This is a genomic window from Robiginitomaculum antarcticum DSM 21748 (assembly GCF_000365025.1).
GTDB lineage: Bacteria > Pseudomonadota > Alphaproteobacteria > Caulobacterales > Maricaulaceae > Robiginitomaculum > Robiginitomaculum antarcticum.
The window spans coordinates 1194084-1208901 of record NZ_KB823011.1 but is presented as its reverse complement, the minus strand read 5'-3'; the positions used below and the strand labels follow the sequence as shown (position 1 = coordinate 1208901).

General features: G+C 49.2%; 21 protein-coding genes. 9 read left to right on the top strand and 12 right to left on the bottom strand.

Translation table 11 applies throughout. The features are described 5' to 3' along the window. Positions 1–23: 23 nt before the first annotated feature. Positions 24–362 (bottom strand): response regulator, encoded by a 339-nt coding sequence (locus tag H142_RS0105740; protein ID WP_017931154.1) that lies wholly within the window; start codon positions 360–362, stop codon positions 24–26. 242 nt (positions 363–604) lie between these two features. Here H142_RS0105740 and H142_RS0105730 point away from each other — a divergent pair, with 242 nt between their 5' ends. Both H142_RS0105730 and H142_RS14550 read left to right on the top strand, forming a co-directional pair. Next, positions 605–1495, top strand: coding sequence for a diacylglycerol/lipid kinase family protein (locus tag H142_RS0105730; RefSeq protein WP_017931152.1), 891 nt, complete (start codon positions 605–607; stop codon positions 1493–1495). 20 nt (positions 1496–1515) lie between these two features. Next, positions 1516–2322 carry a metallophosphoesterase family protein gene (locus tag H142_RS14550; protein ID WP_017931151.1) on the top strand — a complete coding sequence of 269 codons (807 nt, stop codon included), beginning with the start codon at positions 1516–1518 and terminating at the stop codon, positions 2320–2322. A gap of 12 nt (positions 2323–2334) precedes the next feature. Here H142_RS14550 and H142_RS0105720 read toward each other — a convergent pair whose 3' ends face one another. After that, positions 2335–2781, bottom strand: coding sequence for a hemerythrin domain-containing protein (locus H142_RS0105720; protein WP_017931150.1), 447 nt, complete (start codon positions 2779–2781; stop codon positions 2335–2337). A 71-nt stretch (positions 2782–2852) separates the two neighbouring features. Continuing rightward, complete coding sequence (cls, locus tag H142_RS0105715) at positions 2853–4304, bottom strand: cardiolipin synthase (protein ID WP_017931149.1); 1452 nt, start codon at positions 4302–4304, stop codon at positions 2853–2855. Between the two features lie 67 nt (positions 4305–4371). Between cls and H142_RS14545 the strand changes: the two genes are divergently transcribed. Continuing rightward, on the top strand, positions 4372–5106 hold the full coding sequence (locus H142_RS14545) for an endonuclease/exonuclease/phosphatase family protein (protein ID WP_017931148.1): 735 nt from the start codon (positions 4372–4374) through the stop codon (positions 5104–5106). A 52-nt stretch (positions 5107–5158) separates the two neighbouring features. Here the strand turns inward: H142_RS14545 and H142_RS0105705 are convergent, their stop codons facing one another. From H142_RS0105705 to H142_RS0105690, 4 genes are all read right to left on the bottom strand, one after another. Beyond that, complete coding sequence (locus H142_RS0105705; RefSeq protein ID WP_017931147.1) at positions 5159–5599, bottom strand: PA2169 family four-helix-bundle protein; 441 nt, start codon at positions 5597–5599, stop codon at positions 5159–5161. 130 nt (positions 5600–5729) lie between these two features. Then, on the bottom strand, positions 5730–5885 hold the full coding sequence (locus H142_RS16785) for a hypothetical protein (protein ID WP_169331812.1): 156 nt from the start codon (positions 5883–5885) through the stop codon (positions 5730–5732). Further along, complete coding sequence (locus tag H142_RS0105695) at positions 5878–6333, bottom strand: hypothetical protein (RefSeq protein ID WP_017931145.1); 456 nt, start codon at positions 6331–6333, stop codon at positions 5878–5880. The genes H142_RS16785 and H142_RS0105695 overlap by 8 nt, the downstream gene beginning before the upstream one ends. A 10-nt stretch (positions 6334–6343) precedes the next feature. Beyond that, positions 6344–6664: a DUF883 family protein gene (locus tag H142_RS0105690; RefSeq protein ID WP_017931144.1), complete on the bottom strand. Its 321-nt coding sequence runs from the start codon at positions 6662–6664 to the stop codon at positions 6344–6346. 149 nt (positions 6665–6813) lie between these two features. Here H142_RS0105690 and H142_RS17140 point away from each other — a divergent pair, with 149 nt between their 5' ends. After that, a complete protein-coding gene (locus H142_RS17140) occupies positions 6814–6939 on the top strand; it encodes a hypothetical protein (protein WP_017931143.1) in 126 nt (41 codons plus the stop codon). 15 nt (positions 6940–6954) lie between these two features. Here the strand turns inward: H142_RS17140 and H142_RS16200 are convergent, their stop codons facing one another. The 3 genes from H142_RS16200 to H142_RS0105670 are packed head-to-tail and all read right to left on the bottom strand — an operon-like array spanning position 6955 to position 9431. Further along, positions 6955–8592 (bottom strand): sensor histidine kinase, encoded by a 1638-nt coding sequence (locus H142_RS16200; RefSeq protein ID WP_169331811.1) that lies wholly within the window; start codon positions 8590–8592, stop codon positions 6955–6957. Positions 8593–8606: 14 nt separating this feature from the next. After that, positions 8607–9218, bottom strand: coding sequence for a sigma-70 family RNA polymerase sigma factor (locus H142_RS0105675; protein WP_017931141.1), 612 nt, complete (start codon positions 9216–9218; stop codon positions 8607–8609). Positions 9219–9245: 27 nt separating this feature from the next. Further along, positions 9246–9431, bottom strand: a complete 186-nt coding sequence (locus H142_RS0105670; protein WP_026147826.1) for a NepR family anti-sigma factor — start codon at positions 9429–9431, stop codon at positions 9246–9248. 150 nt (positions 9432–9581) lie between these two features. Between H142_RS0105670 and H142_RS0105665 the strand changes: the two genes are divergently transcribed. Continuing rightward, a complete protein-coding gene (locus H142_RS0105665) occupies positions 9582–10355 on the top strand; it encodes a response regulator (RefSeq protein WP_017931139.1) in 774 nt (257 codons plus the stop codon). Between the two features lie 92 nt (positions 10356–10447). Beyond that, positions 10448–10807, top strand: a complete 360-nt coding sequence (locus H142_RS0105660) for a hypothetical protein (protein ID WP_017931138.1) — start codon at positions 10448–10450, stop codon at positions 10805–10807. Here H142_RS0105660 and H142_RS0105655 read toward each other — a convergent pair. Both H142_RS0105655 and H142_RS0105650 read right to left on the bottom strand, forming a co-directional pair. Further along, entirely contained in the window at positions 10804–11526 is a 723-nt protein-coding gene (locus H142_RS0105655) for a Crp/Fnr family transcriptional regulator (protein WP_017931137.1), read from the bottom strand. The two genes, H142_RS0105660 and H142_RS0105655, sit on opposite strands and share 4 nt — an antisense overlap. 10 nt (positions 11527–11536) lie before the next feature. Next, complete coding sequence (locus H142_RS0105650; protein WP_017931136.1) at positions 11537–12004, bottom strand: hypothetical protein; 468 nt, start codon at positions 12002–12004, stop codon at positions 11537–11539. 123 nt (positions 12005–12127) lie between these two features. On the opposite strand from H142_RS0105650, the gene H142_RS0105645 reads away from it, so the two are divergent. From H142_RS0105645 to H142_RS14535, 3 genes are read left to right on the top strand one after another with little or no spacing between them, the layout of a single operon-like run. Then, on the top strand, positions 12128–12343 hold the full coding sequence (locus H142_RS0105645; RefSeq protein ID WP_026147825.1) for a hypervirulence associated TUDOR domain-containing protein: 216 nt from the start codon (positions 12128–12130) through the stop codon (positions 12341–12343). 3 nt (positions 12344–12346) lie between these two features. Next, the gene (locus H142_RS0105640; RefSeq protein WP_017931134.1) at positions 12347–13357 is read left to right on the top strand and encodes a mechanosensitive ion channel family protein; all 1011 of its coding nucleotides are present in this window, start codon (positions 12347–12349) and stop codon (positions 13355–13357) included. Further along, positions 13354–14754: a DUF2254 domain-containing protein gene (locus H142_RS14535; protein ID WP_017931133.1), complete on the top strand. Its 1401-nt coding sequence runs from the start codon at positions 13354–13356 to the stop codon at positions 14752–14754. Before H142_RS0105640 ends, H142_RS14535 begins: the two co-directional genes overlap by 4 nt. Positions 14755–14818: the final 64 nt, after the last annotated feature.

The window sequence follows — 14818 nt, the reverse complement described above, 5'->3', positions numbered from 1 at the left end:
AATCGCCGCCGTATTATCGTATGTTATGCAATTAAAAGCTTCTCTATCGCTGCTTTTATGCTTTCAATACCGTAGGGTTTTTGGACAATTGGAGCGTCTGGAAAAAGCGCGAGTATTTCAGCGTGCCGTCCATACCCGGTCGCAAATGCAAAGGGGATATTGCAGTCTGATAATTTACGGGCGATCGACTCGCTCGTATCTGTTCCTAAGTTGATGTCCAACAGGGCAAAGGTAAGCGCGGACGCTTCCATAGTGGCCATTGCTTCGTCAACAGTTGCTACAGCACTCACCCGGCTGGCCCCGAGCGTGCGCATCATTTCCTCGGTGTCCAGTGAGATAATAATATTATCTTCTACAGTCATAACATGCCCGTCCAAGAGCGCGGACGCAGTCATGCAGTGTTTACCGTGATAGGAACAATAATTGTTACATAAGCCTGTGTAGGCTTTACAAAAATTTTAATAAAATTTTGAAATTCCACGCCGTTTTTCACCTGTTAAACAGGCCTTCCCACCTGCTACTTAACCCCTTATGCGCTATCGGCATAGCGATAAATGAACCTATTGGTTAACGGCGCGTTGGTGCGGTTAAGGAGCCAAATTATATGAGCAATTCTAAACCCCACAAAACCTTGTCAGCGGATAGCGCGATAGGCGTTATCATCAATGCAGCAGGCGGTAGTGCAACAGACATTTCTGATGAGCTTGAAGCTATTCTCAACTCAAAAGGTTACAGCAATATCGCGATGCATTATTGCGAACCCGAAGAATTGGGCGCAGCGTTTGACTCTATAAAGAAAGATAATACTGACCTTTTAATTGTTTTTGGCGGGGACGGGACGTGTAAATCAGGCGCGATCAAAGCGCGCGACATTGGCATTCCGCTCGTTGCGCTGCCGGGCGGTACGATGAACATCTTGCCCAAAGCGCTCTATACGACAGTTGAGTGGAAAGATGCGCTTGAGCTGGCTTTAGCGCAGGAGAAACCGCGCTGGCTTCCCGCCGGCCGCGTCAATGACCACGTTTTCTTTGTTGGCCTGATTATTGGTGATCCGATTAAAATGGCCGATGTGCGGGAAAATTTACGTGACGGCGAGGTTGTCGACGCCGTCAAGCAAGTGCCTGACGTTATTGAGGCCGTGACATCGGGGAAGACGTTTTTCTATACCGTAGACGGAACCAGTTATGAACGCGGCGCGAATACATTGATGCTGACCTGTCCGTCTATGTCTGAAGGCGCCGCCGCGCCCGATGCATTTGAACTGGCCAGCGTTCCGCAAATGAGCATTGCGTCTATTATTGGTATTGGCGCCAAAACCTTGCTAAAAGGATGGCGCGAAAGTGAACATGTTCGCGTGGGAAGCGTCAAGACTGTGAAGATTTCAGGACAGGGGCATTTTAACATTCTGCTTGATGGTGAAGCCGAAGAGGTGGATTGTCACATCGATATATCGCTGGAGCCCAAAGGCGTATTGGTGCTCGCCCCTGATATGTAAACTCAAGCCCCGGAAGACTTATGACATCAATTATCCAGTTTGCAGATATCCATTTCGGCGTTGAGGATCGCGACGCAATGGCGGCTGTTAAAGCCACTGTAGATGGACTAAAACCGGACGTAACGCTCATATGTGGCGATATTACCCAGAACGGAAAAAAGCACGAATTTATCGCCGCGCGAGACTGGATCCGCACACTCTCGGGACCCAAAATTATAACGCCGGGCAATCACGACACGCCGATGTTCGGGATTTTCCAGCGTATATTTGATCCTTTCGGCCGGTATAAGCGCTATATCGCGCCGCTCAGCGAGCCTCATCACACCGACCAGCATGTCTGCATCATGCCGATTAATACATCACGTGGCGTACAGGCTAAGACCGATTGGTCGTTAGGCGTTGTCGACATGGATGAAATGGAAAACAAGGTTAAAGTGATGCAGGCGACTGCGCCGCAAACCGTAAAATTATTTATCGCCCATCATCCCTTTATTTACCCGCCCAGCTCTCCGCTTGATAAAGAGACGCAGCGCGGCCCTGAAGCCTTAAAACGTCTAAGCGAGCTCAATATAGACGGCGTTTTGACCGGACATATCCATGTCCCGTTCTTTCTTGAAAGACAGCCGGATGCGACAGAAGTGCTCTCAATAGGCGCCGGAACACTGTCCGTACGACGGCGCGACCGGGCCGCCAGCTTCAACCACATCCACATTGACGGCGAAGCCATCACGATGACCGAAATTTTCTGGAAAGACGGCAAATTTGACCGGGCTGAGCCGTTCATAAAAAAAATCGCCGAGCTTAAATCCCGGCGACCTGCTATTTAGTCTTTAAAGCGTTTACGCGACAGATTTTTCTTCAGCGTCTTTACGTTTGTCGAAGTCTTGAGCCATATCCTCGGCGGCGTCTTTGCTAATGACTTTGCGGGCGACGGGGAAGATATCGGCCTCTTCTTCATCGACGTGATGAATAACTTCATGTTTTAATTTTTCAAATTTTTTCATCCAAATATCGGCGCTTTGATCCATCGCGTCGAGCTCTTCAATAAGGTCCGTCATATCCTTATGTTCAGCGACGCTGTGGCGGGCCTCTTCAGTCCCGTCAGGTTTTTCCATCATAGCAGAATAAAAAACCTGTTCTTCGGCGAGCGCATGCGCGCCAAGTTCGACTTTCAATTCTTCCCATAAATTTGCACGATTTTCTGAGCCGCTTTGCGTTTTGGCCAGCTCTTTACAAAGCTCACGCTGCTTTTCATGGTCTTTTTTCAATCGGGTATAAATATTCATTATCGGCTCCAGTTATCTGTTCAGTCGATTAACGCGGGCCTGACCTTTTTCGTTCCAATATAGCCGCGCGGTTAAAGAAGCGGCGCGGCCAATCTCAGCACGTTTTCTTTAAGTCGCCGTAGTGAAGAACGGCGTGACCAGTCCTCCAGTTCAATCGGAACCGAGCGCGAGATATAATGCTGCACCGTCTCGCCCAGCCGCAAGGCAAATACCTTGTCATAAACAGCCAGCGTAACCTCAAGATTGAGGTAGAAGCTGCGCATATCCATATTGACTGTACCGATCAAAGAAATGGTCTCGTCAATGAGGATCGCCTTGGTATGGAGCATCCCATTTTGGAACCGCAGGATTTTGACGCCGGCCTCAAGAAGGCCCGTATAAACCGACTCACTGGCATATCGCGCCAAAATAGAATCAATACGCTGCGGCAATATGATTGTAACCTCAATACCGCGCCGCGCTGCATTACTGAGCGCTAAAACTATGGCGTCGTCTGGTACGAAATAGGGAGTCACTATCGTGATAGACTTGCGCGCGCCAAACAGAGCGGAAACGATGACTTCGTAGATTAGGCTTGTGCGCATCTCCGGCCCCGAGGGAATAAGTTGCAGTACAGCATCATTTTGAAATTCTTCGGGCTCACTATCGCGGGGAAATTGAGACAATGTGGCCCGCGAGTAATCTCCCCCCACCGTGTCAAAAATATAATCAGTATTAAATACGACCGCCATAGAGGACGTAATTGACCCTTCGACACGGGCCATAATATCAACCCATTGCCCGACTTCGGCTTCTTGCTTAAAAATAACCGGGTCGACGAGATTAAAGCTGCCGATATAGCCGATAGTCTGATCAATCACGACCAGTTTACGGTGATTTCGCAAATCCGTACGTTTTGACATGGATTTTAAAACGCCGACTTCTAAAGAGCGCTCGACATTAATACCGGCCGCCACCAAACGGTGACAGCGCTCGCTTTTTAGGAACCGGCGGCTGCCGATATCGTCCGCCAGCAGGCGGCAATCGACGCCCCGGGCGGCAGCCTCTTCCAGAGCCTTAAAGACGGTTTCAATGCGGCCATATTCTTCGACAATATAAAATTCAAGAAAACAGCTCGTCTTTGCATTTTTTATGTCTTCTTCAAGGGCGGAAATAATGTGTCCGGCTTCGTCAAATAAACGAATTTTATTGCCCAAAGACGTGTGAAATCCTGTCTCTTTTCCGACAATTTTCGATAGGTCAGCAAAAAAAGGGGCAACATTGGGCGCACTTTCTTCGTTCTCAGAAATTTTATAACTATTCTGATAATATTGCCGGATACGCTCGCCCAGTTTCATGCGTTTGCGGCCCAGTCTGTGATCCCCAAAAAAGAAGTAAAAAATGACGCCGAAGCCGGGAACGGATGCAATGATTATCAGCCATCCCAGCGTTGTATTCACAGCCATACGCCGATAGAGGATACGCATGCCCATTACGACGACAACGATCATATGCAGAATTAGAGATAGTGGTATGCCGATCATAGTGCCCTCGCGCCCGCCTTTCAAACGTAGGCAGGAACAATTGGTTCCTATAGCCATTGCATAGACAATGGAACATCAACTTTTAACGTATAATATTCAAGCCGGCATCGGTACCGGTTCCTATGGTCAATATTTATCTCAGGTCCATCATCAGGTCATTCATACGCAAACCAAAAGCCGAACCTTGGGCAGAATTGCTAACCTGCTCATGCGATATGATATTGTCTGTCTTCAAGAGATCGATTTGGGTGGACGCCGCTCCGGCTTTAGAAATCAGGTCGAACGTATCGCGGAGGCGTCGGGGCATAATCATTTCAGCCTTCAAGAGAACCGCGTTGTTGGTAAAATTTCCCGGCACGGCAATGCGGTTTTATCCCGCTATAAACATGAGGACGTACAGGACTTAAAACTTCCGGGCTCCAAACCCGGACGCGGGGCTTTATTGGTGAAAGTCTGTGCGGATCCGAAACCCGTCTGGGTTATGAATGTACACCTTAGCCTGGGGATCGCGGATCAGATGGAGCAGGTCAAATTTATTGCAGACCATGCCCCGACCAATTCCCGGCTTATTATCTGCGGGGATTTCAATTGCAGCGCGTCCTCGGCGCCCGTCAAATACCTTACCGAGACACTGGGTATAGACTGCCATACCAAGTCGAAACACAAAAGCTATCCAAGCTGGAATCCACGCAAAGATTATGACCATATTCTGACGTCCAGATCTTTACACAGCGAGGAAGTTGATGTTTTACCGGTCCGTTATTCAGATCACCGTCCCGTCAGCTTGATCGTGGAGTCATAAAAAAAGCCGCCCTTGGTGCAAGGGCGGCTTTTTCTCTAAATCGCGTCGCTGACTACATAGATTTTTCAAGCAAATCTGCAAAGCGTTCACCGGCGCGTGCGCTACTATGAGCACGCTTTAAAAGGGTACGCGTTTCCGGGGCTAAATCATCGTGATCCAGCTTGCCTTCAATTTTTTCGGCGAGAAACTCTTCGCCGTCATCCAGCGCTTCAACAGCGGCTTTCTCATCATCTTTGAACAAGCCTGTAAATTTAGTAAAACCGCGGTGAACCACGCCTGACAGGCTTCCGTCATCTTTAGGCTCACCGCCATAGGTACGGACTTGGTGTTGAAATTCGTTGACTAATGCACGGCGTTCTGTGGCCCGGCGGTTAAATTCGGCGCGTAAAGCATAGCTGTCATCTGACATATCAGCGCAGGTTTCGTAACCTTTGCAGCTATCAATAAGCGTTTTAGTGACGCTATTTAATACATTTACATTTTGGTTCGACATGAAAGCTCCTTTAATTTTATGTAGACCGGACAAGCCCGAGATTAAGAGAGAGAGTTCAAACTCACCCGGTCAAAAAAATAACGCCGAAACCGGCGTTATTGTTCCGTAATAGGCAAGGGAGTTGGGCTAATTATGCAAAAAAGATAAGCACAAAAATCACGATGCCCACGAGAACCGCGGCGATAGATCCGCCCAGCACCCAAGGCATGCCTTTAACAGGTTTTGCGCCGCGCGATTCAGTTTGGTCAAGCACGGCGGGATCATTATCGTCGTGATGTTCAGTCATCATCTTTATCCTCTAAAAATTCATGAGCCAGCAAAAGACCTAAAGACAGCGCAGCAGCGGCGGCCGTTACAGGATTTGTCGCAATTTGCGCTAAAATCTTCTCAATAGCAGGGTTGTTTTTAATACTGTCAGGCAGAAGTTTGGCGAGAGGATCGGTTTTGGCAATCGCAACGCCCGCGACCTCTTCAACTTTCATTTTTTCACGATGATCCATAAGGGATTTTGTGAAAAAGATTAAGCCGGTCACAAGGAAAATTATGCCGATCGCCAAAAACGCTAAATCCGCGCCATATTCTCTGGCAATATATATGAATGCAGCCGTCAGTATAAAGACAGCGGCGAGGCTGAAAAACGCCATAGACGCAAACATCCCGGCCATTTTCTTTTCCGGACTACGGCGCGGCGCCCTAAAGATATAAGGCGCCGCAGCGAGTATATATTGTATCATCGACTAAGTCTTAGCGGCGTGTCAGCGCGCCCAGGACAATACCCGCGCCAACGGCAATCGCTATGGATGTCAGTGGGTTTTCACGGATGGAGGCTTCAGCCTGAGTCGTTAATTCGTTGTATTTGACTTTAACGTTTTCGCTTGTGTCACTGGCAACTTGCTTCGCCGTCGTCACTTTTTGACTGGCTGTAGACTTTGCTTGCTCTTTCATTGTCTTGGCAAGCAGGGCAATATCTGAGCGCAGCGTTTCGATTTGTGTTGAAATTTCTGGGTCTTTAAGAGCAACAACATTTTTCTTTGCGGTTGCGGTCGTGGCTTTAGTAGTGGCCATAATAAGGTCTCCTCAACTGTAGTGGGCGCCCGGATTGGCGCAGTCCTATTGTTCAAACGATCTGCACGCCCAAGCGTTCCCAGATTTGCGCAAATTTGGAACTTCCAATGCAGCTAGGCATTTTAAACGCTACACCACAGGAGTCTGCCATGGCCAAGTCTAAAACACCCGAAACCAAAGAGCTCAAAAAATCACTCGAAAAAGCTGAGTTTGAAACCGCTAAGAAAGCCGCCCAAGCCGCTTTGGGCACGGATCCGGAAACCCCTAAATCCTGACTTAATGCCGCCGGTCTAGACGGGGCGGATATCAAACACTAAGCGCGTACCGTATCCGTCTATATCCGTCATGGGTTCGACCGTTCCGCCAAGTTGACGCGCAAATCCCTTGATGAGTTTCTGGCCTGTTCCGGCTTTCATTTCGCCTATTATCCCATTGCCATTATCTGAGACCTCAACAGTAACCCGTATGCCTTGCTGCACGAGCCGTATTTTCACTTGCCCGCCTTTTGCAATCCCGTGCTTTACGGAATTCGTCAGCGTCTCTACAACGAATAGCGCGACCGGTATGGCGGTATCCGCCTCCATGGGATCACATGTGGCGTCAACACTAACTTCAATACCCTTGCGCTCACAGGCCAGGGCAACCGATAATTCTTTTACCAACCGTCCCAGAAATGTCTGCATGTCAACGTAGCGTAGATCTGTGCTCTCATAGAGCCCGCGGTGAACCAGTGCGATCGCATTAATACGGTTTCTCGTCTCGTTGACTGCCGCTAGGCCGGCGGGGTCTGCCACCTTTCTTTCCTGAATGTTGAGCAGAGATATAATAATTTGGAGATTATTTTTAACGCGGTGATGAATTTCGCGCAGCAGCGTTTCTTTTTCATCCAGCGAATCTTTCAATTCACTCTCGCGGGCCGAAATTTCGTCCGCCATATAGTCGATTGTCCAGCCAAGCGTCCGGATCGAAGCCGGCGGGTTTTGGAGTTTACCAACGCGCTGGGTTTGGTCGCCTTCAGCAAATTTCAAAGTCGCGCGCTGCAATTTGCGAATATGTGTCAGAATAAGGCGCTCCGTAGACCACCAAATAGCTAGAAATCCGAACACCCACGCAAAGAGCGGCAGCAATATCGACGACAACGGATTCAGAACACTCCATCTAAATATATTGCTCGCAGGTGCAGTTACCGCGACAAAAATATCTTTTTCGCGGCTGGGAATAATAACGAGTGAGCGTTTACCGCCTGTCTCATCTGTAAATTCAGTTTGATATTCGCCGCTCGCCCGCGTTTCGCGAATCCAATTCGCTTCCATCTGCCGGGCCAATCCGTCATCTCCAAATAAGATAATGCCTTCTGAATTTATCATATAAAGCTTCGCATCTTTTCCGATTTGGGAGAGATCAGCGCGCTGCGCAAGGCGATCCAGGATAAGCCCGATGATCAGAACGCGCTGAAGCTGCTCGCCTTGATATTGGCCATAGGCCAGTAAGAGACGCGATGAGTAATCACTATCGGCATCATAAGCGACGCGCACTTCGGAGTAGTAAGATTGCTGCGGAGTTAATTGCTTAACGATTTCAAAAGCCTGCCGTTTGCTGTCAAGGTCGCGGGCAGCGCAGATAAAATTGCCCCGCGGGTCTGCAATGATAAAGTCATCAAATTGGGGGAATTGATTGAGTATATCTTGTAGATTGGTTTTGCAGCCCTGCCGGCCTACGGTTTCTTCAACAGTCAGGATAACTGATTTCGCCGTATCAATCGTATCGATAATCTCAAACACAGCGCGCTGTGCTGAAAAAGCAAGTTGCGATTCACGGGCGGTCTTATCCTGATTGAAATCGTAGAAAGACTGCCAGATAGCAAATATCAAAAGCGGCAGCATCGCCACCGCAAGTATCAGGCCGAATCTGACGCGTAAGTCTCTCACGGCCCCGAGACTCATTATCTATCAACCAGTGATTTGGCCTCCGCGAGGATGGTATCCATAGCGTCCAGGGCAGAAACGCCGTCCGCTTCGCCGTCAAAATGTCCGGAATCCATAATAATTTCGAGGTTTTTACGGGCGCGGCTGACGCGGCTTTTAATTGTCCCGACGGCGCAATCGCAAATTTCAGCTGCTTCTTCGTAGGAGAGTCCGCTGGCGCCGACAAGAATAAGCGCGTCGCGTTGATCGTCCTGCAACATGTCCAGTCCCCGGCGAAGCTCGTTAAGGCGTACGGATTGCTCGACATCGGCCGTTGCAACAATTGTTTGCTCAGCCACTTCAGGCTCAAGTGAGGTCGCGCGCCAAGAGCGCCGTTTGATAGAATAAAACTGGTTACGCAAAATCGTAAAAGTCCACGCTTTCAGATTAGAGCCCGGACGGTAGCGTTCGCGCGCATTCCAGGCTTTGAGTAAGGCATCTTGCGCAACGTCATCAGCCAGCGCTGCATTTCCGCATAGAGATCGCGAAAAAGCCCGTAAATGAGGGATGAGGGCCGTCAGTTCAGCCCTAAACTCATCTTCATTATACTCCGGGGTCTCCTCGGAGTCGTCATGTGTTTTATCAGTCATTGTGATACCGTTCTGTAGAGGTTCACTCTAACCGTTTTTCTTATTTTTGTCTGCTTTAGCCAGCAGCGCGAGAAAATCATCAGGCACGGGTTCATTTAGAACATCGTCGTAAATTTTTTTCAAACTGTTGCCAATTTTTTTCGGCAGGGGGCGGGATTCAAAGTTGCCGTCACTACGATCATCCGATTTCCTGTACTTGTCGTGGTCGCTCATATTATATTGGCCTTTATCCCCGCTAAAAATGTCTATACGCAATGGAACATAAGTGGTTCCGTACACGTATCCGTGTTACAGTATTGCCTGTATAACCTATGATATACGCGTTTGACCTTAATGCGTTCCATAAATTAAAGGACATTAATAGTGAGTCTTCTTGATAGCCTGGCCCCCCATCTTCCATATCTACGCCGCTTTTCACGCGCCCTGACAGGGAGCCAAGCCGAGGGTGACCGTTACGTGCGGATTGCATTAGAGGCGTTGGTCGCAGGCAATAGCGAAATTGATGAAACCATTGCGCCGAAGGTCGCGCTATACCGCATGTTCCTTGGTATTTGGGACACATCCGGCGCACATCTTGAAGCCGATGGCCAGAACACAGAAACTACGGCAGACCGCATTCGCCGCCTAACACCGCGCTCCCGGCAGGCCTTTTTGCTTAGCGCGCTGGAAGGCATGTCGACAGGCGAAATTGCGATAGTCATGAATGTCTCTGATGACGACGCCCAGGCTCTTCTTGATGACGCCGAGAGCGATATTGAAAAAGAGTTGCGCACGAATGTCCTTATTATTGAGGACGAACCCATCATCGCAGCAGATATTGAGGATCTCGTTGAAGAACTTGGTCACACAGTGGACAGTATTTCGGCCACACACAGCGAAGCCGTCAAGAATGCTTCGGCTAAAAAGCCCGGTATTGTTCTGGCCGACATCCAACTTGCCGACGGCAGTTCGGGTATTGATGCGGTGAGTGATATATTGAAAGAATATGATGTCCCTGTCATATTCATTACCGCTTTCCCCGAGCGCCTTTTAACCGGTGACAAGCCCGAGCCGGCCTATTTAATCTCTAAACCGTTCCGGCCGGAAAATGTCAAAGCGGCGATTAGCCAGGCTCTGTTTTTCCACGGTGCGACCTAATCGACGCGGGCGATAACGATTTATCTCTCGAGACACTGCAACGTCTCGAGCATTGCCGGAAAATTGCGAAAAATAATTATGCCTATTTTGCAATGGTCTATGACCACCAAACCAATGATGAAGCGCAAAGTGTTACGGGCCGCCTTTTGTCGGATACCAAAGCATTTTTAGATTCAACAGAATCTATTTTTGAAAGCCATGCTATCGATAACGGTAACACCTTTGTGGGAGATCATGACGAGGAAATCGCCGCGGCAAATTTACCGGATAAAATTAATGACGCGCATTTGAATGAGGATTGCCGCAAACGTGAAGACAAATTTGTATTGGCGTTGAACACGCTGTTATCGAACACTAAAAATAAAAGCCTGACGTCACTTATGAAACAGTTTAAAGATGCGTCCGCAATTGCTATAGACGCATTAGAATCCCCTAAGCCTGAAAAGACCTAAGCGGACAGTTTAAGCTTATCCAAGTGTAGATAGTGGCTGTCAAAATCAGCCATTTCCGCCATGCCTTTACGGTCCAGAATATCAACACCGGACGGATTGGTTGAAATATATCCCGCGGCACGGAGTTTTGACAGCGTGCGTGAAATGTGAACGATCGACAGACCAAGCGAGTCGGCCAAGAGGGCCTGCGGGATAGGTAGATTAATTGTATCGCTCTCACGGCCTTCGACAGCAGCGAGCCTGCGGTTTAGCTCAAGCAGTAAATGCGCTACGCGCTCCTTAGCCGACCGGCGGCCGATACGAATAATTTGCTCTCTTAATATTGCCTCTTCCTGCACGCCAACCCACCAAAAGGCCGTCGCCAAAGACGCGTTTTGAGACATAGCGGAGAGAAAGTCGCTGGAACTGATACGCCTGAGAATAACTTGCGTTACCGCGCTGACGGCGTGGTCTGACTTAGCCTTGACCATAGCCATCATATCAAAACAATCGCCGGGCAACATGAAATTGAGAATTTGCCGGCGTCCGTCATCCAAAATCCGAAACCGGATAGCCCATCCGGACTCGATAACGAAGACGCTGTCAACCTTTTCGCCAACACGCACAATGTCCTCACCCGGCCGGCGGGTTTCAATCCGGTGGTTCAGCTTGTCCAGAGGATTAAATTTGTCCCCGCCAATGTCGACATAATGCCCGATGCGGGAAATCAAATTTTTCATAGGTTATTTCTTATGAGCGTCGGGCCGGCTTCACCTCTAAAATAAGCTGAGCCGTACGTCCGTTATGGGTCATGCTGTCATAGTGTTTTTGAACGGCGGGCGGATTTGTTTGATATTTTAAACCGAGACTGTCAAGCCACAATCCAAGTTCCCGGCTATTGGCATCGACCTGATTGGCCTCTACAGGTGTATAATCCTTGCCCAGAACCGGCGCAATTTTCACGCTGACAATGTCGCAATTGGCCGTCACGGTCACGGCGTCTTTTAAGTAATTGGCTGAGTGTTGTGCGAGATAATTTTCGTGGAAATACACATCCAGCGTTGCAGGCTTACAGCTTTGCAGACGCATCATTTGCGGATTGACATAGGCCTGTTCGAAGCTTGGACGGTTTTGCGCGGTCATCTTAGTCGTTGTCGCGCCGAGATTGGGCAAGAATGCCAGTGGCAGAGCAAGCGGGGCTAAAAGTGCGAGTTTCATGGCGTATTCCTGTGTATCTTACTTAACAAATGCTCCAGCGGGCCTTCGGTTCCTTAACGAAACTTAATTTTACACGGAACGATGCGACAGCGCCTGCGTACTGAAATCGGTAAGGAGACATTTATGAGCGGATATAAGAGCGGCACAAAAGTTAAATGGTCATGGGGAAACGGTACGGCCACGGGTGAAATATCCGAAGTTTTTACAGAGAAAGTAACCCGTACACTCAAGGGGTCAGAGGTCACCCGCAACGCCGGTGACAATGAACCGGCTTATATGATCAAACAGGACGATGGCGACCGCGTCATGAAATCCCATAGCGAAATCTCGAAAGCGTAACCCATGCAAGACAGCCAAATCCCTGCCGACAAAGCCGGTGAAATCGACGTCAACCCCGCCATGGCTCTGGAGCGAATTGATGCGTGGCTGGACGGATTTATCAGGCTTATACCTAATATTATTGTCGCAATTCTTGTCGTCGTGACGTTCTGGCTGCTTTCCAAACTTGTTAAAAGACTTGTAACGAAAAACTTCAAAAGCCGTGACCGGTCCAACCTTGGCGAAGTGCTCGGTGGATTCATGAAAGCCATTACGCTGGCCGGCGGCATTATGCTGGCGGCTATGATTATATCACCGACGCTAAAGCTCGGTGATCTGGTCGCCGGTCTGGGGATAGGCTCTGTCGCGATTGGTTTCGCGTTTAAAGATATTTTACAAAACTGGTTGGCCGGGCTGCTAATCCTGATCCGCCAGCCCTTTGAGATTGGAGATCAGATTAAAGTCGGCGAATATGAAGGCACAGTTCAACATATTGAGACCCGCGCCACCATCGTGACAACCTATGACGGACAGCGCGCCGTTATTCCAAACAGCGATATTTATACCAATGCCGTCTTGGTCAAAACGGGTAATGATTTTCGCCGCAGCCAATATGACATCGGCATCGGATATGCCGATGATATTGACGCCGCATGCGAGATTATATTACGCGAAATAAACAAGATTGAAGGCGTCGAGACAAAGCCGGCGGCGGAAGCCTTTGCGTGGGATTTAGCCGCCAGCTGGGTGACTATCCGCGCCAGATGGTGGTGCAAGAGTCACCGCTCGGATGTGGTGATGATGCGCTCTCACGTTATCCGTGCTGTAAAGCTCGCTCTTGATGACGCTAAAATCGATATGCCTTATGATACGCGCGTTCATCTCTTCCATGATCAGACCGAGGAAACAGACGGCGACCGAAATGCGCAACGCGAAGGGTGGCCGGCCCCGCATGACGGCGCACCCTCACCGCGTTATAAAGTTCTCGGCAAGGGCGGAACATCTGACCCGGCTATTGCAGAGCCGCGCACATGAATGCGGGGCTAATCAAGCTTTGGAATGATTTGCAAAGCAGTTATTATTTCATTCCCGGGCTGATGGCGATCGGCGCAGTATTGCTCGCGCTTGTGACGACGCAGATTGATCAGCGGCTGGATCCCGAGCTGGTCAACTCGCTGGGCATCTTTCATTCTAATAAAGCGGACGGCGCGCGGGCCATACTGACGACCATTGCCGGATCGATGATGACGGTCGCCAGTGTTACATTTTCAATTACGATGGTCGCGGTGACCAGCGCGGCTGGACAGTACGGCCCGCGCCTGATTGGCAATTTCATGCGCGACCGCGCCAATCAATTCACGCTCGGCACGTTTACGTCCACATTTATCTATTGCATTTTAATCCTGCGTATTGCGCGGACAGGCGATAGCGCAGACGTCGAAAATGCTGTGACCGAATTCGTTCCAAACATTTCTCTACTGGTCGCTATGGTACTGACGCTGTTTAGCGTCGGCGTCATGATCTTCTTTATCCATCATATTCCTGAGACGCTCAATGTCGGAAAAATTACCGGGCGCGTCGGGCGGCAATTGCGCACAGATATTGAAAAAATGTTTCCCAGCACATTAGGCCATTCAGATAAAGACGAAGATGATGAATTCGACCTGTCAGATTTTGATCGCGATGATGCCATTAAAATTGATGCCAAAACCGAAGGCTATATTCAGGCGGTCAATGAAGACGCGCTCCTCAAATGGGCAGATGAGAATGACGCTGTCATACGCCTTCAATACCGCCCCGGAGATTTTATAACCCGCGGTGATGTTTTAATTCAGGTCCGGGGCGAGGGCCTTCATTCCGGTGAAGATGATCTTAAGGGTAAATTGCGCGCCTCTTATGCTATGGGGCAGGAACGCACCGCCCATCAAAACATATTGTTTCTGGCTGATGAACTTGTCGAGATTCTCGCGAGAGCTTTATCACCGGGCGTAAATGATCCTTACACAGCGATGAATTGTATAAATTGGTTTCACAGTTCGATTAAAACGCTGATGCAAGGTAATATTCCTAGCCCCTATCGCAAAGGGGAGAGCGGTAAGGTTCGAATCATTACCTACCCCATTAGTTTTGAGCGCTTTGTCGATACCATTTGTGACAATAGCCGAAGCTATATTGCGACCGATCGGAATGCAGCGCTCAAAATGCTGACCGTTCTGACCGAGCTTGCGGCTCAAAGCCCGAATGATAATTACAAAGACTATTTGAACCTCAAGAGGCAGCAATTGACCGAAGCGGCATTGCAATCCTTACGATCCGATGCAGATCGAAGCGATATTAAAGCGCTCGACGCAAAGAGCGGGAACGCTATTGCAGACAGTGAATATTATGAGTCTGAACGCGCCTCCCAATCTTCAATAGGCGGGCGCGGTTAGGGTTGTAAAAAACATTTGGGATAAGACTGGCCCTGTGCTAGCTGACACAGGCTCGGGGGATTCA

What these genes read in the sequence shown, in the direction of transcription:
- H142_RS0105740 (WP_017931154.1), bottom strand. Translation starts at nt 362, where the DNA reads ATGACTGTAGAAGATAATATTATTATCTCACTGGACACCGAGGAAATG.
- H142_RS0105730 (WP_017931152.1), top strand. Translation starts at nt 605, where the DNA reads ATGAGCAATTCTAAACCCCACAAAACCTTGTCAGCGGATAGCGCGATA.
- H142_RS14550 (WP_017931151.1), top strand. Translation starts at nt 1,516, where the DNA reads ATGACATCAATTATCCAGTTTGCAGATATCCATTTCGGCGTTGAGGAT.
- H142_RS0105720 (WP_017931150.1), bottom strand. Translation starts at nt 2,781, where the DNA reads ATGAATATTTATACCCGATTGAAAAAAGACCATGAAAAGCAGCGTGAG.
- cls (WP_017931149.1), bottom strand. Translation starts at nt 4,304, where the DNA reads ATGATCGGCATACCACTATCTCTAATTCTGCATATGATCGTTGTCGTC.
- H142_RS14545 (WP_017931148.1), top strand. Translation starts at nt 4,372, where the DNA reads ATGGAACATCAACTTTTAACGTATAATATTCAAGCCGGCATCGGTACC.
- H142_RS0105705 (WP_017931147.1), bottom strand. Translation starts at nt 5,599, where the DNA reads ATGTCGAACCAAAATGTAAATGTATTAAATAGCGTCACTAAAACGCTT.
- H142_RS16785 (WP_169331812.1), bottom strand. Translation starts at nt 5,885, where the DNA reads ATGACTGAACATCACGACGATAATGATCCCGCCGTGCTTGACCAAACT.
- H142_RS0105695 (WP_017931145.1), bottom strand. Translation starts at nt 6,333, where the DNA reads ATGATACAATATATACTCGCTGCGGCGCCTTATATCTTTAGGGCGCCG.
- H142_RS0105690 (WP_017931144.1), bottom strand. Translation starts at nt 6,664, where the DNA reads ATGGCCACTACTAAAGCCACGACCGCAACCGCAAAGAAAAATGTTGTT.
- H142_RS17140 (WP_017931143.1), top strand. Translation starts at nt 6,814, where the DNA reads ATGGCCAAGTCTAAAACACCCGAAACCAAAGAGCTCAAAAAATCACTC.
- H142_RS0105675 (WP_017931141.1), bottom strand. Translation starts at nt 9,218, where the DNA reads ATGACTGATAAAACACATGACGACTCCGAGGAGACCCCGGAGTATAAT.
- H142_RS0105670 (WP_026147826.1), bottom strand. Translation starts at nt 9,431, where the DNA reads ATGAGCGACCACGACAAGTACAGGAAATCGGATGATCGTAGTGACGGC.
- H142_RS0105660 (WP_017931138.1), top strand. Translation starts at nt 10,448, where the DNA reads ATGGTCTATGACCACCAAACCAATGATGAAGCGCAAAGTGTTACGGGC.
- H142_RS0105655 (WP_017931137.1), bottom strand. Translation starts at nt 11,526, where the DNA reads ATGAAAAATTTGATTTCCCGCATCGGGCATTATGTCGACATTGGCGGG.
- H142_RS0105650 (WP_017931136.1), bottom strand. Translation starts at nt 12,004, where the DNA reads ATGAAACTCGCACTTTTAGCCCCGCTTGCTCTGCCACTGGCATTCTTG.
- H142_RS0105645 (WP_026147825.1), top strand. Translation starts at nt 12,128, where the DNA reads ATGAGCGGATATAAGAGCGGCACAAAAGTTAAATGGTCATGGGGAAAC.
- H142_RS0105640 (WP_017931134.1), top strand. Translation starts at nt 12,347, where the DNA reads ATGCAAGACAGCCAAATCCCTGCCGACAAAGCCGGTGAAATCGACGTC.
- H142_RS14535 (WP_017931133.1), top strand. Translation starts at nt 13,354, where the DNA reads ATGAATGCGGGGCTAATCAAGCTTTGGAATGATTTGCAAAGCAGTTAT.